At 56.6% G+C, this 14,004-nt stretch carries 12 protein-coding genes and 1 pseudogene; 9 read left to right on the forward strand and 4 right to left on the reverse strand.

The window, feature by feature from the left end; all coding sequences use genetic code 11:
* Window positions 1-16 precede the first annotated feature (16 nt).
* On the reverse strand, window positions 17-1,138 hold the full coding sequence (locus tag BN3795_RS22925; RefSeq protein ID WP_068786985.1) for a LolA family protein: 1,122 nt from the start codon (window positions 1,136-1,138) through the stop codon (window positions 17-19).
* Between the two features lie 239 nt (window positions 1,139-1,377).
* Here BN3795_RS22925 and BN3795_RS22930 point away from each other — a divergent pair, with 239 nt between their 5' ends.
* From BN3795_RS22930 to BN3795_RS22945, 4 genes are read left to right on the forward strand one after another with little or no spacing between them, the layout of a single operon-like run.
* Window positions 1,378-1,815, forward strand: coding sequence for a LytTR family DNA-binding domain-containing protein (locus BN3795_RS22930; protein WP_068786986.1), 438 nt, complete (start codon window positions 1,378-1,380; stop codon window positions 1,813-1,815).
* Between the two features lie 11 nt (window positions 1,816-1,826).
* Window positions 1,827-2,237 carry a DUF3021 family protein gene (locus BN3795_RS22935; RefSeq protein WP_068786987.1) on the forward strand — a complete coding sequence of 137 codons (411 nt, stop codon included), beginning with the start codon at window positions 1,827-1,829 and terminating at the stop codon, window positions 2,235-2,237.
* Between the two features lie 25 nt (window positions 2,238-2,262).
* A complete protein-coding gene (locus BN3795_RS22940) occupies window positions 2,263-3,180 on the forward strand; it encodes an ABC transporter ATP-binding protein (protein WP_068786988.1) in 918 nt (305 codons plus the stop codon).
* Complete coding sequence (locus BN3795_RS22945; protein ID WP_068786989.1) at window positions 3,180-4,034, forward strand: ABC transporter permease; 855 nt, start codon at window positions 3,180-3,182, stop codon at window positions 4,032-4,034. The genes BN3795_RS22940 and BN3795_RS22945 overlap by 1 nt, the downstream gene beginning before the upstream one ends.
* Here BN3795_RS22945 and BN3795_RS22950 read toward each other — a convergent pair whose 3' ends face one another.
* Window positions 4,035-4,634 (reverse strand): TetR/AcrR family transcriptional regulator, encoded by a 600-nt coding sequence (locus BN3795_RS22950; protein WP_068786990.1) that lies wholly within the window; start codon window positions 4,632-4,634, stop codon window positions 4,035-4,037.
* A 123-nt stretch (window positions 4,635-4,757) separates the two neighbouring features.
* On the opposite strand from BN3795_RS22950, the gene BN3795_RS22955 reads away from it, so the two are divergent.
* Entirely contained in the window at window positions 4,758-5,315 is a 558-nt protein-coding gene (locus tag BN3795_RS22955) for a hypothetical protein (RefSeq protein ID WP_068786991.1), read from the forward strand.
* 50 nt (window positions 5,316-5,365) lie between these two features.
* Here BN3795_RS22955 and BN3795_RS22960 read toward each other — a convergent pair whose 3' ends face one another.
* On the reverse strand, window positions 5,366-6,610 hold the full coding sequence (locus tag BN3795_RS22960) for an MDR family MFS transporter (RefSeq protein WP_068786992.1): 1,245 nt from the start codon (window positions 6,608-6,610) through the stop codon (window positions 5,366-5,368).
* A gap of 231 nt (window positions 6,611-6,841) precedes the next feature.
* Between BN3795_RS22960 and BN3795_RS22965 the strand changes: the two genes are divergently transcribed.
* Together BN3795_RS22965 and BN3795_RS22970 are read left to right on the forward strand one after the other, a co-directional pair.
* A complete protein-coding gene (locus BN3795_RS22965; protein WP_068786993.1) occupies window positions 6,842-8,194 on the forward strand; it encodes an amino acid permease in 1,353 nt (450 codons plus the stop codon).
* Window positions 8,195-8,303: 109 nt separating this feature from the next.
* Window positions 8,304-10,820 carry an alpha/beta hydrolase family protein gene (locus tag BN3795_RS22970; protein ID WP_068786994.1) on the forward strand — a complete coding sequence of 839 codons (2,517 nt, stop codon included), beginning with the start codon at window positions 8,304-8,306 and terminating at the stop codon, window positions 10,818-10,820.
* 231 nt (window positions 10,821-11,051) lie between these two features.
* Here BN3795_RS22970 and BN3795_RS22975 read toward each other — a convergent pair whose 3' ends face one another.
* Entirely contained in the window at window positions 11,052-11,606 is a 555-nt protein-coding gene (locus BN3795_RS22975) for a GbsR/MarR family transcriptional regulator (RefSeq protein ID WP_068786995.1), read from the reverse strand.
* 354 nt (window positions 11,607-11,960) lie between these two features.
* Between BN3795_RS22975 and BN3795_RS22980 the strand changes: the two genes are divergently transcribed.
* On the forward strand, window positions 11,961-13,211 hold the full coding sequence (locus tag BN3795_RS22980) for a quaternary amine ABC transporter ATP-binding protein (protein WP_068786996.1): 1,251 nt from the start codon (window positions 11,961-11,963) through the stop codon (window positions 13,209-13,211).
* Window positions 13,171-14,002: pseudogene (locus BN3795_RS22985) on the forward strand (ABC transporter permease); the annotation flags it as partial. The gene BN3795_RS22980 and the pseudogene BN3795_RS22985, both read left to right, overlap by 41 nt.
* Between the last annotated feature and the right edge of the window lie 2 nt (window positions 14,003-14,004).

A 14,004-nucleotide genomic window follows, 5' to 3' on the forward strand; every position in this document is an offset into this window, starting at 1 on the left:
TCCGCCTGTTCCTATTTTATTTACCGGTTTGGTCTTGCATCGAGGCAGCGATTTTGACCATTTCAGTCACCGGCAAATTCTCGCTCGTAATCCGGAATTCCAAACCGTCTACCGTCCAGGTGAGCGTCCGCAGCGCATCGCCGGTCAGAAGCCCCCACGTAAAGCCCATGTCGACCAGATCACCCGGCACAAGCGAAGCGCTGCGGTCCGGTGAACGCGTCTCCGACAACGTAAACTGATATGTACCGTCATACCGCAGCATTACGGTCGTCCGATCGGTGCCCTCCACAGCTTTGTCGTCCTGGTACAAGACGCCGTCCGGCAGGTAGGTCGGGATGATGACGCCAAAAGGTTCCGTCAAAGCCGGTGTAGCCGGTACGGTTGCCCCATCGGCCTCCCCGGAGGCCGGATCGCCGTTGGCGCCAGCAGCTTCATCGGTTGGCGTCTTCTCTACGAGCATGCCGTTCTCATCGACTTCCAGCAATGTGCCTTGAGAATCTTGGGCCGCCGTATCCAGGTTGTGCTGCATATCAAACGAGTTCTTGTCAAACTTGGCGTCAAAATCGAACTTATCGAATTTCACTTCGACAACGACCTTCGCTTCGGCGTCCGATACCTGGACTTGCTTCGGTGCGTAGTTGTCCTTGGCCAGCCAGATTTTTTGCCGCACTAAGGCGTGGGTGTTGTAATTGGCCGCCACCTCGAAAATGTAGCTCTCCTTGTCGCTTTCAAATTGCCGCGCGCTGTCGCTCAAGATGCTGCGGGCCAGCGTTTGATACAGATACACCTGCCCTTGATTCTCCGGCCAGTCGCTTTGGAAGCGGAAGCTCTTGTTGAGGCTTGGCGTCAGCACGAAGACCCCTTGTTCGTTGCGGAGGACGATTTGCGTGACGTCCTTTTGAGCATTGGTGAGCGCGATCCGGTAGAACGACGGGTTTTGGTACCAGACTTCTACCTTGTACTCCTGAGGCTTGTCACCCGTATAAAGCGTCATCGTGCCGGATCCCTGATAACTCTCCAACTGGGTAACCACTTTGTCCAAATCCTTGACGACGCCGTCGGCGTCCTTTTTCCCGCATGCAGCCAGCACGAAGCTTAAGGCTATCACGATGGTCAGCATCCACGTGAAACGGCGCATGAGATCATCCCCTCTGCAGTTTGATTTCCTAAACTGATACATGTCTATGAGGGAACTTGGCCGATTATGCAGACTAGCCCCTTGCCCGAGGGAGACAAGTTGCAAATGCAGGTTACCTTGCCGCAAATGCAGTTTACCGATGACGGTATTGCGTCTGCAAAAAACGGCGTGCTATGGTTAACTCACCAACCAAGCCTAAGGTTAAGCCCGCTTATCCAGGAACCCGAGGAGTGAATCCTTTGAAACTGATCATCGATCAATCCCGCGACTACGAGGATGTAGAAATTACAATTAAATGCAAGCAGATCGACGCGGATCTAGAGAAGCTGATCGCCCAGATTCGGTTGTACGGCTTCGCCATCATCGGCAAGAAGGACGGCGCCATCCATCCCTTGCGTCCGGAAGAGATCTACTATTTCGAATCCATCGACGACAAGACTTTTGCTTATTGCGAGAAAGAAGTCTTCGACTGCAGCCTGAAGCTCTATGAACTGGAGCAGCAGTTGGCGAAGGCCGATTTCGTGCGGATCAGCAAGAGCTGCATTATGAATATCGCGAAGCTGTCCAACGTCAGAGCCTTGATGAACGGGCGCTTCGAGGCTCGTCTCCAAAACGGGGAGAAACTGATCATCAACCGCCACTATGTTCCGGGATTTAAGGAGAAATTCAATTTTTAGGAGGGAAGATAATGACGAAATTAAAAGCCTACATCACGATAGACTGTATCTCGTTTACGTTTGTTATTTTGATATTCTCGGGTCTGTCCCTGCTTGATGTCCTCCCTCCCCTTACGACCCAGTTGGCCTTGCAAATGTTCGCCATGACGACGTGCGTCGCCTTCTTGATGACGCTCACCGACCGAATTGCCTGGAAGAGCCTGTGGTCATCCATCCTCATGGATATCGTGACCGTGTTGTTTTCGGTCTTTAGCATCGGCGGGCTGTTCCGCATCTTTCCGCTAAACGGCTTCAATATCGCGGTGATCGGCGGTATGTCGGTGGCGGTGTATTTTGCCGTATACGGCGTACTGATTCTTAAAGACCGCGTGGATGCGGATAAGATCAATCAGCAAATTCAAGCCAAGCAGAACCACCATTAAGAGTTGAAGCCGGAGGGGAGCAACTATGGGAAACATCATTGAGGTCAGCGGCCTGAAGAAATCATTTGGTTCACTGCAGGCCGTGGCAAAGGTAGATTTTACAGTGAAGGAAGGCAGCCTCTTTGCCTTTCTGGGACCTAACGGGGCGGGCAAATCGACGACGATCGATATCATTTCCACCCAGCTTCAGCCGGACGGCGGCGAGGTGATCATCAACGGGTACCGCTTGGGGCAGGACGATGACAACATTCGTTCCTCCATCGGCATCGTGTTCCAGGACAGCCTGCTGGATCCGCTGCTGACCGTAGAGGAGAATTTGCAGACGCGGGGCCGCTTGTACGGGAAGTCTCGCCCCGAGCTCAAAGCGGCGATCGAAGCCGCGGCCGAGACGGCGGGCGTCGCTGAATTTCTGAAACGGCCATACGGCAAATTGTCCGGCGGGCAGCGTCGGCGGGCGGATATCGCCCGGGCTTTAATCCATACGCCGAAGGTGTTGTTCCTCGATGAGCCAACAACCGGACTCGATCCGCAGACGCGCAAGCGGGTATGGGAGATGGTGCTGAAGTTGCAACGGGAGCAGGGCATGACGGTCTTCTTGACCACGCATTATATGGAAGAAGCCGCACAAGCCGATTTCATTACGATCATCGACCACGGCGAGGTGTTGGCTCAAGGTACCCCGCTGGAGCTGAAGAACCGGTACGCTTCCGATAGGTTGAAAATCAAACCGGTAAACAGCGCCGCGCTGGACGCTCTGCTGGAGGAGTTAGGACTTGCCTTCGACCGGGATGGCGCGGGCATCTATCACATTCCGCTAAATCACACCGTGGAGGCGCTGGGGATTCTTGACCGGTGCCGTGACAACATCGCCAACCTGGAAATCGTCAACGGCACGATGGACGATGTCTTCATTAACCTGACGGGAACGGAGGTCCGAAGCTGATGTTAAGCCTGGCAAACCGGAATTTGAAAATTTTCTTCAGGGACCGCGCCGCGGTATTATTTTCCCTGCTGGCCGTATTTATCATTCTGGGATTGTATGTCGTTTTCCTGGGGGACACGATTGCGGACAGTTTGCCGGTGATCGACGGCGTGTCGGTTCTGATCAACAGCTGGGTGCTGGCCGGCATTCTGGCCGTCACCTCCGTGACCTCGACGATGGGGGCTTTCGGGATCATGGTTGAGGACCGCTCGCGCAAAATCCTCAAGGATTTTACGTCCTCCCCCCTCCGCAGAAGCCGGCTGACCGGCGGTTATATCCTCAGCGCCTGCTGCGTAGGCGTCATCATGAGCGCAGTCACCTTTGTCCTGGGGGAGCTGTACATTCTGATGCTGGACGGGGAATTGCTGCCGCTGCTCAGTATTTTGAAGGTGCTTGGCCTGATCGTCTTGTCGGTGCTCGCCAGCAGCTCGATCATCTTCTTCATCACGACGTTTCTGCGCAGCCAGAACGCCTTCTCGGCAGCCAGTACGGTGATCGGGACGCTGATCGGCTTCCTGACCGGTATCTACGTGCCGATGGGCAGCCTGCCCGAGGCGGTGCAAGGGGTGATTAGAATCTTCCCGATCTCCCATGCCGGCGTGCTGATCCGCAGCGTGATGCTGGAGCATCCGATGGAGGTGTCCTTTAACGGCGCACCGGCCGGTGCACAAGCGGAGTTTGCGGAGAACATGGGCGTCGTGTATCATTTCGGCAGCTACCAGGTAGAGCCTTGGTTAAGCATCGTTATTTTGCTGGCGACCACAGTCTTGTTCTTCGGCTTGTCCCTGCTAAACGTATCGCGCAAAAGCAAATAATCAATGCTCCTCAACCGCGTTCGTGATCGAGTCCAAATGGGCTTTCAGTACGCGGTTGATTTTGTCCGGGTCAAGCCGCACCGGATCAAGCAAGGCATGCAGCGCAATGCCGTCGATCAGCGCGTAGAGCCGCTCTGTTTCCAGCTCCCGATCCGCCCCGGCATGCAGCAGGCCGTGTTGATCCATATACACGATCAACTGCTGCATCAAATCGTATAACCCGTCATGCTGTGCATCGAATTCCGCGGGTCTGTGTCTGAAATAGGCGGTAAACGCCATCCACACCTCCATTTCCGCCCGGGTCTCTTCGCGGGTAGGCACGACCTCCAGCAAGATCTTCAGAACTTTCTCCTGCGGCGGCAGCTCCAGCGCGGTGATTTCGATGATCCGCTCCGCCGCCTTCTCCTTCACCAGGTTCATCGCATAGAACAGCAGCTCTTCCTGAGAGCGAAAATCATGGCGCAGCGCGCCCGGCGACAGCCCCGCTTCTTGGGCGATATTGCGCACCGTCGCCCCTTCCATGCCCTGTTCTAAAATCACCCGCCAGGTTGCTTCGGCGATCCTCTGTTTTCTTTGTTCATGATCTACTCGTTTTGGCATGCTTTTAGTTTACCACCTCTATAGTCAAACACACAATTTATTTAATACAGTTGTGTTAATTAAAAACGGATGTTACAATACACTCGATCTTTTAAGTAAATCCATCCCTTGCAGGAGGTAAATATGAACTTAGTGGCCTGGATGATTGTCGCCTGTGAAATTGCCTTTTGGATTGTCATTCTCGCGGGCCTGGCCGTCCGCTATGGGCTCAAGCGGCCCAAGCTGGGGCTGGCGCTGTTAGCGCTGACCCCGGTGATTGACTTATTGCTGTTCGTTATCACCGGCGTGGATCTGTACAACGGCGCCGTAGCCACAACGGCCCATGGAATCGCAGCCGTTTATATCGGTGTTTCGATCGCCTTCGGCAAGAGCATGATCGACTGGGCTGACCGCTGGTTCCGCTACTTGATCGCCGGAGAGAAGGACGCCCGACCGCCGAAACGTTACGGTCTGGAGTATGCCAAGCACGAGCTGAAGGGCTTCCTTCGCCATTTGCTCGCTTTCGCGATTGGCGGAGCGCTCCTCCTCGGCATGATCACCTTCATCCATGATCCGAGCCGAACCGAAGCGTTGGGCGGGATTTTGCGTATCTGGTGCCTGGTGCTCGGGATCGACGGTCTTGTCATGCTCTCTGCGTTCATCTGGCCGAAGCAGCCGAAACACAAACCGGACCGGGCGTAAATGGCCCGATCCGGTTCCTAGCGATTATTGCGTTCAAACCTTCTTATTGGTCAGCCGGGCACTCCCGCCTCAGCCTCTCCGGCACTCGCCTCCCGTGCCGTTAAATGGCGGTTCGCCAGCAGCAGGAACGGGACGCCGAAGGCGGTCGTCAGCGCGATGACCCCAAAGATGAGCAGGGACTGCGAAGCGCCAAAGGCATCCAGCAGGAAGCCGCCGATCAGCGGCGCAAGCACGTTGCCTAATTGGTTGAAGCCAAACATGCCGAAGTACGTACCGCGCAGCGACGCCGGGGCGATGCGATCGACCAGCACGTCGGTCATCGTGAACATCAGCACCTCACCGATGGTAAAGAGAACGACGCCCAGCAGGAACGCCCAGACTGCGTGCACCGTGCCGAACAGCAGCAAGCTGCCGGAGACGAACAAATTGCCCGCGATCAGCGGCACAACCGGCGAGAAACGGCCGGCGAATTTGACGATCGGAAACTGCACCGCCAAGACGACAACCGCATTCAGTGACAGCATGTAGCCAAACAGCTTGGCCCCGTCTTGAAGGTCCGGCGACATCTCCAGGTATTGCGCCAGTGTGGAGCTGAAATGCCCGTATCCAAGGACGCAGAAGATCATGCCCAGCAGGACATACAGGAAGGTCCGATCCCGTCCGGTCACCTGCAGCGCGCCTTTCAGCGACAACCGCTCCCCGGCTCCCTGATCCGCGACGCCGATCTCCTTGTGCAGCATGAACTGGAATACGAGAACCAGCCCATAAATCAAATAGACCAGACCGGCGAAATAGAAGGCCATCCCCGAATCCGAAGCCCCCATTTGCAAACCAAGAATCGGCCCGACGACAACCCCGAGATTGATCGCAGCGTAACGCAGATTAAATACCAGCATCTTGCTCTCCTGCGGCGTAATATCGGCCAGCAGCGCCCGGGAGGTCGGCTCGAACAACGCCCGGCACAACCCGTTTAAGGCGTTCATAATAAAGAAGAGCCACACTTGGTTGGCGAGCCCAAAGCCGATGAATACGAGCACCCAGCCGAAAATGGAAATGTACAGCACGCTTTTGCGTCCGATGACGTCCGAGATGTATCCGCCGTAGAAGCTGGCGAACACCCCGATCAGCGAACTGACAGCAACGACGATTCCCGTCTCAGACGGGGATGCTCCAAGCGATTTGATCAGGTAGATGGATAAGAACGGGATGCTCATGGACGAAGCCATGCGTCCAAAGATCGTTCCCACAATGATGGTCCACGATAATGGATGAATATTCTTGAGGTGTGCGTTCATCTGTTTCGCCTTCTTCGTTCACGAGTTGTTCAAAACTATCTCCCTATTAAACCTGCGAAGTAAATAAATGTCAAGGTATGGTTGATGTTGCGTGGTCGATGTTGCGAATCCCGAATCCGGCCGGGTAAGGATTTCATTTCCTCGTCAGGGGAATTGGTGTAATATAAGTCCGTGTTGCAAATCCAAACATTCAATGGAATGAACTTATTGGTTTAGGGGGCTTTATTTACCGTGAAATCCGATTCTTCTACGCTGCAGAGAAAACTGCTGCCCCGTCACATCAGCTTTATGGCCATGGGCGGCGTCATCGGCACCGGTATCTTCAAAGGCAGTGCGGAGACCGTCAGCCTGGCCGGGCCGGGCGTCATCTTCTCATATGTCTTTGCGGGACTGCTGCTGCTTATCGTAATGGGGGCCATTGCCGAGATGGCGACCGTATATCCCGGCCGGAACATGAAGGACTTCATCCGCGAAGCGTTTGGCGAACGCATCTCCTTCATTCTGGGCTGGCTGTACTGCTTCATGTGGCTGGCCGTTTGCGTCATCGAAGTGATCGCAGCCGGCAGCTTCCTGCAGTTCTGGCTGCCTGACGTGCCGCTTTGGGCGCTCAGCTTGGCCAGTGCGGTCTTTATTCTTGCCGTCAACATGATGAGTGTGGCCGGTTACGGCGAATTCGAGTTTTGGCTTGCCGGGGTCAAGATTGCGATGATCGTCGTTTTCATCCTGCTTGGCGCGGCGATGTTGTTTGGCCTCCTCCCCGGGGCAGAAGCTCCGTTTCCGCGCAATTACCTCGACTATGGGGGCTTTTTTCCGAACGGATGGACGGCCATCTTCTCGGCGCTGCTGGTCGTCATGTTCTCCTACGGCGGTTCCGAGCTGATCGGACTGACCTTATCCGAAGCCAAGGACGCGGAAAAGGTGCTGCCGCGCGTGGTCAAGAGCTTTATTTTGCGCGTGGTGCTCTTCTATACCTTGCCGATCCTGATCATTTGCGGACTGATCCCGTGGAACAGCCTCAACGAGCAGACCAGCCCGTTCGTGCAGGTGCTGACGTCGGCAGGGCTGCAAGGTGCGGCGCATCTCATGAACTTCATCCTGATTACGGCCGTCTTGTCCGCGGCGAATTCCGGCATTTACGGCGCGACGCGGATGCTCCATTCGATGGCTGCCGGCGGCGAGGCGCCAGCCAAGCTGGCGCGGATTTCATCCAAGGGCGTGCCGGTCAACAGCTTGATCTTAAGCGGGATCGTCCTGATCCTCGGCTCCATGCTTGCCGTGTTGAATCAAGCCGGATTGTTCCGTCTGTTGATGGCCGTTCCCGGCTTTGTCGTGCTGCTCGTATGGATCACGATCTGCTTGTCGCAACTGAAGCTGCGCCGGCGTTATCCCACCGAGCCAAGCTTTAAGGTTTGGGGGTTCCCTTATGTTACGGCACTGGCCGTGGCCGGTCTGACCGTCATTGCGCTGCTGTTCCTGTTCGATGCTCAGAACCGCATCAGCATCGGGGTATGCCTGACGGTGCTGGTCCTGCTGATCGTCTGGTCGTTCGTGCGGTTCCGCTCGCGCCCCGGCGATCCCCGCTAGACGGAGCTGGATTCGGCCTTATGCCCTGCCTGGATTCCCCTGTTTATCCCCTTCCCTGCCCATGTTACAATGAGGGGAGAGGAGAGAAATTTGTTTTCTGGGGGAAACTATGGATCTTCAGGTTATTACCGAACTTGCACTGCATAAGCCAACACTGCGTCAGCGAATGGCACGCCGCATTCGGAACGCATACCGATACGATACCGCCTTCTGGCGATCCGCAGTTGCCGGCCCCTGGGGGGCCGGCATGTTCGCGTTTGGCCTGCTGGCGCTGGGCATGCCGACCGGGCTCGGAAGCCCGGTCGACCTGCTGCTGTTCCTGCTGGCGGGAACGCTCTGCCTATACCTGACCGCCCACGCCGCCGCGCTGGTGCTGGCCTTGATCGGCGTACCGATCCCCCGCTTGTTCACGGGGGCGGTTCTGTTCGATTTTGCCGCCGTTTTCGTTATATTCAACTATAACGAGGTCTCGATCCCCGCGGCTGCGGTGATTGCCGCAGGAATCAGCCTGGCGGGAGTCGCCGCCGGGCTGCTGGCCGGAGCGCTCGCCAGCCGGCGCCTCCGGCTGCGCCATAAGGCCGCAGCCGCTCTGACGGCGGCGCTGCTCGTTGCGGCCGCCGCGATCTGGCCGTTCGCGGCGGGGAATGACTCCGCCGTGCCGGCTTACCAAGGCGCGCAAAGCGCCGGGGTCGAGACAGCCGGCGGAGTCGATGAGGGCGGCGGGCTCGCGCTCGGCGGCGACGCCGAGGAAGCCCTCGCTGCGGCCGTGCCGAGCTTGGCCGATCAGCTTGACAGCCCCGCCGAACCCGGGCCTTACGCCGTGTCGACCTTCACCTACGGCAGCGGGAACGATGCCTGGCAGCCGGAATACGGCGAAGCGGTCGACGTCAAGTCCGAGTCGGTGGACGCCTCGGCTTATATCAAGAAGTGGTCGGTCTACCGGACCGCTTACTGGGGATTTAATCAGCGGGCATTGCCGCTGAACGGAAGAGTCTGGATGCCGGCGATGGCTGAGGGGGAATCCACCGGCGACAGCCAAAACCCGTTTCCGCTCGTGCTGATCGTTCACGGCAATCACCTGATGGAGGATTTCTCCGACGACGGTTACGCTTATCTCGGGGAACTGCTGGCCAGCCGCGGATTTATCACCGTGTCAATCGATGAGAATTTCCTGAATTACTCCGTGTGGACGGGGATTCCCGATAACGATATGAAGGTCCGGGCCTGGATTCTATTGAAGCATTTGCAGCAGCTCGGCGCTTTTGCCGATGAGCCCGGCAACCCGTTATACGGCAAAATCGACTTGGCCCGCATCGGACTGGTTGGCCATTCCCGCGGAGGGCAGGCGGTTGCGATGGCCGCAGCTTACAAGGATTGGTTCGGAAGCGACGCCGAACTGATCCAGAGTTTATCCGCCTTCCGGATTGAGGCGATCGCCGCTATAGCCCCAACCGACAAGAAGGTGGACGGGAAGGTCACCCATCTGAAGGATGTCAGCTACCTGACGCTGCAAGGCGCGCGCGACGGCGATGTCAGCGACTTCGACGGCGACCGCCAGTACATGCGGACGAGTTATTCGCCAGGCCAAGGCCGGTTCAAGGCTTCGCTGTACATCGAAGACGCCAACCACAGCCAGTTCAACAGCAGTTGGGGCGGCCGCGACGTCAGCTATCCGAAAGGGATCCTGCTCAGTCGGGACGGAATGTTGTCGCCTGCCGAACAGCGAAGCATCGCCAAAGTGTATCTCTCGGCCTTCTTCGAAGAGACGCTCCGCAGCAGGAGGTTCGGGGGCGGCGCGGTGCCGGTGTTCGCTTCGTCAGCATCTGCGGCATCTTCAGCGGTATCGTCACCGTCAGCGGCGGCCTCGGACGCCCCTTCCACAACCGGCGAGGCTTCCGTCACAACCTCCGCACCGGGCCGCTATCTCCCGTTGCTGCAGGATTACCGCACCGGATTGGCCTGGCTCCCGGACACCGCGTATTACAATCGGTTCGAGAGCAGCGCGTTTACCGCTTGGGCCCGTTACGATGAGGACTCGGACCGGGTAACGCTGCCCGGGGGCGGGAAAGCGGCGGCCAGCGGCCTAGCCTGGAAGGAAGAAGATGCGAGAAACCGGCAGAACGGGGTTAAGCCCTCCCGCGGAATCGTCCTGGAACGCCGGTTAAACGGCGGCGAGCCGTCTGCCTACGGATTAAGCTGGGAGCAAGGGGCTCCGCTGCCGAATAGCGGTCAGCCGGAGGGGCTGGCGTTTTCGCTGACCGACCGGAGTTATGAGCTGGAGGACGGCGTTACGCCCGATGCGGCGCTAGCCTCCGGTTCCGTAGCGATGGACATAGAGCTTATTGATGGCAACGGCATCTCCGTCCGGGTGCCGCTGGAACGATTCAGGGATGCCGAACCGCTTCCCGTTACCTCGTTTACGATCCACCCCTGGCTGGATCGCCACCTGTCGGGCGGCAAATACAAGCATCCGACGGAAGCCGTATTCCAGACGTACCGGCTGTCCCTGGCGGACTTCGCTGCCGCCAATCCGGACTTTGACCCGAACACCGGGATCCGGGGGCTGGCTTTCCGCCTAAGCGGCGGCTCCGCCAAGCTGATGCTGGACGATATCGGAGTCTACTGACGCGCACGATCGTACCTTGATTATCCCTCGTGCTGCCTTTGCACGATGATCCCTTTCAGTCAGAAGCCGGGGCTTGGAGTAAGGCCGCGGCTCTTCCCCGGTTCTCGGCGATCTGATCAAAGGGGATCCTCCTGCAAAACGTCCGTCCAGCCTGCGTCCCTCGAATTTTATCCTTTTCTGGCCGGATAACTAAAAAAATGGCCAGCCAGAAATTCTGGCTGACCTGATAAATTATTCCGTTTCCTTCGGGACCAGCTTGTAGATCTCTCCGCTTTCCATCGTATCGATCAGCCGGTCAAGCCATTCGTAATACTTCACGGTTTCTCTCATCTTGCGAACATCTTCCTCCAGCACCCGGCGCAGCGGTCCATCCGCCTCCTCCGCCATCGCTTTGGTCAATTCCTCAATCGAGCGGCGCAGCACCAGGATATTGCTCTCCACCGCTTTTCTCCATTTAATTGCGAAAAAGTCCGTAAACGTCTGATACCAATCGTATTCTACTTCATATAAGTCCTTGCGGGAGCCTTTCTCCCACACTTTATTGACCATTTTGAGATCCAACAGGGTGCGGACTCCCGTACTCATGCTGGTTTTGCTCATCTTCATTTCCATGCCCATCTCGTCAAGGGTCATCGGTTTGTCGGCAAAGAACAACAGCCCGTACAGGTGCCCCGTCGATAGGGAGACCCCGTATAAGTCCATGTTTCGGCCGATCGCCTCGATCACGCGCTTGCGTACCTTCATTAATAATGCCTGTTGCTCATCGGTGAGCTGGTCCAAGCTCATGCTTGCAACCTCCTATCCATTTGCAAAAAAACCTCTTCGGCTGTCACGCGCATCTCCGCGAAACCCCACGTGATCACGCGGCTCAACGCTTATTCTATCTTAAGAAAGTCAAGCCCAAAAGTAAAGAAGCAGCCTAGGTAGCATTTGGGAGGATTACGGAGTTATCTGGTGGTTCGTTACGTTCAGTTTTTTCTGTACGTTCCTTACGTACGGTTTTCGTCTTTGCGTTCCTTGAAAGGGATTTGTTACACTTACAACACGGATCGATGCGATACCGCCTCGCTTGATTATTTTCGTGCTGAGCGAAGTCGATATCGAAGGGGGAACTCAAGGATATAGAAAAGGAGTGAATCTATGAATCAGCAACCCTTATTGCAAGTACGTGAAGTCAGTAAATTATTTGGCCCGCATGCCGAGCAGGGCATTCCCTTATTGAAGCAAGGTTACTCCAAAGAACGTCTGCTTAAGGAAAAAGGCATTACCGTCGGCGTCGGACAGGTCAGCTTGGACATCCGGGAAGGCGAGATTTTCGTCATCATGGGTTTGTCCGGGAGCGGCAAATCGACGCTGGTTCGCATGCTCAATCGGTTAATTGAACCGACGGCCGGTGAAATCCTGCTGCATGGACGTGATCTTCGTAAAATGAACAAATCCGAACTCCGCGAGGTGCGGCGCAAATCCATCAGCATGGTGTTCCAGAAGTTCGCCTTATTCCCGCACCGAACTGTTCTGCAGAATGTGGAATACGGACTGGAAATTCAGAAGGTTGCGAAAAAAGATCGCCGCGACAAAGCGATGCAAGCGCTCGAGCTCGTTGGCCTGAAGGGCTGGGAGCTCAAAATGCCGGATCAGCTCAGCGGCGGCATGCAGCAGCGGGTTGGCTTGGCCCGCGCCCTCGCCAATGACCCGGAAATCCTGCTCATGGATGAAGCGTTTAGCGCGCTCGACCCGCTCATTCGCCGCGACATGCAAGACGAACTGTTGGAACTGCAAGAGAAGATGAAGAAGACGATCGTCTTCATTACCCATGATCTCGATGAAGCGCTGCGCCTCGGCGACCGGATCGCCTTGATGAAAGACGGCGCGCTCGTTCAAATCGGCACGCCGGAGGAAATGCTGATGAACCCGGCCAACCGCTATGTCGAGCGATTCATCGAGGACGTGGACCTGTCCAAGGTATTGACCGCGGCCCGCGTGATGCGCCGGCCGGAGAGCGTCACCCTGGATCGGGGGCCGCGGGTAGCCCTCGAATTAATGCGCGAACGGGGCATTTCCAATTTGTTCGTTATTGGCCGGGGCAAACGTCTGCTTGGCGTCATTACAGCTGAAGACGCCTCCCGCGCCGCCAAAGACGGAGCCGGCCTGGAGGAAATCCTGATTACAGACGGCCCGCGTGTGTCCCCGGACACAGTGTTGAGCGACTTATTTGAGGTTACCAGTTCATCCAAGGTACCGCTGGCGGTCGTAGACGAGCAGGAACGCCTGCTCGGCGTTATTGTGCGCGGGGCTGTACTCGGAGCTCTCGCCGGAGAAACGCATCACGAACCCAAGGAGGTGAATCCAGATGAAGTCCATACCGAAATTGCCGCTGGCCGATTGGATTGAATCGCTGGTCGATGCAATGGAACAGTCGCTCGGCGGGTTTTTCGACGGGTTGTCCACAGCGATCAAAGCGATCGTTGACTTGTTCGCCGGATTGTTTCTGCTGCCGCATCCCTTGCTCTTTATTGTCATCATCGGAATCCTTGCTTATTTGATCGGGAAATGGCAGCTGGCCCTGTTCACCGTTATCGGGTTCCTTCTGATTGATAACCTCGGTTATTGGAACGAAACCATGAACACGTTAGGTCTGGTGATCACGTCCGGATTAATCTCCATTCTGCTGGGGATTCCGATTGGAATCTGGAGTGCCTACAGCAAGGTGGTCCATCGGATCGTCTCACCGCTGCTGGATTTCATGCAGACGATGCCGGCGTTCGTCTATCTGCTGCCGGCTGTCACTTTCTTCAGCCTGGGTGTCGTGCCTGGGGTCATCGCTTCGGTGATCTTCGCCATCCCGCCAACCATTCGGCTCACCTATCTCGGGATTAAGCAGGTGTCCGGCGAGTTGACGGAAGCGGCTAACGCCTTCGGCTCGACGTCCTGGCAGAAGTTGTTCAAGGTCGAGCTGCCGCTCGCCATGCCTACGTTGATGGCCGGGGTGAACCAGACGATCATGCTGAGCTTGTCGATGGTCGTCATTGCCTCCATGATCGGGGCGCAAGGTATCGGGGCTACCGTCTACCGGGCGGTTACCCAACTGAAGATCGGGCAAGGGTTTGAGGCCGGTCTGGCCGTGGTCGTCCTGGCTATCGTGCTCGACCGCTTTACACAAAATTTGTTTAAATCCAAACCACAA

Source organism: Paenibacillus phocaeensis, assembly GCF_900021165.1.
Classification (GTDB): Bacteria; Bacillota; Bacilli; order Paenibacillales; family Paenibacillaceae; genus Fontibacillus; species Fontibacillus phocaensis.

Excerpts from the sequence above, each read along its gene's own strand:
- BN3795_RS22925 (WP_068786985.1), bottom strand. The coding sequence starts at position 1,138 with ATGCGCCGTTTCACGTGGATGCTGACCATCGTGATAGCCTTAAGCTTC.
- BN3795_RS22935 (WP_068786987.1), top strand. The coding sequence starts at position 1,827 with ATGACGAAATTAAAAGCCTACATCACGATAGACTGTATCTCGTTTACG.
- BN3795_RS22940 (WP_068786988.1), top strand. The coding sequence starts at position 2,263 with ATGGGAAACATCATTGAGGTCAGCGGCCTGAAGAAATCATTTGGTTCA.
- BN3795_RS22945 (WP_068786989.1), top strand. The coding sequence starts at position 3,180 with ATGTTAAGCCTGGCAAACCGGAATTTGAAAATTTTCTTCAGGGACCGC.
- BN3795_RS22950 (WP_068786990.1), bottom strand. The coding sequence starts at position 4,634 with ATGCCAAAACGAGTAGATCATGAACAAAGAAAACAGAGGATCGCCGAA.
- BN3795_RS22955 (WP_068786991.1), top strand. The coding sequence starts at position 4,758 with ATGAACTTAGTGGCCTGGATGATTGTCGCCTGTGAAATTGCCTTTTGG.
- BN3795_RS22960 (WP_068786992.1), bottom strand. The coding sequence starts at position 6,610 with ATGAACGCACACCTCAAGAATATTCATCCATTATCGTGGACCATCATT.
- BN3795_RS22970 (WP_068786994.1), top strand. The coding sequence starts at position 8,304 with ATGGATCTTCAGGTTATTACCGAACTTGCACTGCATAAGCCAACACTG.
- BN3795_RS22975 (WP_068786995.1), bottom strand. The coding sequence starts at position 11,606 with ATGAGCTTGGACCAGCTCACCGATGAGCAACAGGCATTATTAATGAAG.
- BN3795_RS22980 (WP_068786996.1), top strand. The coding sequence starts at position 11,961 with ATGAATCAGCAACCCTTATTGCAAGTACGTGAAGTCAGTAAATTATTT.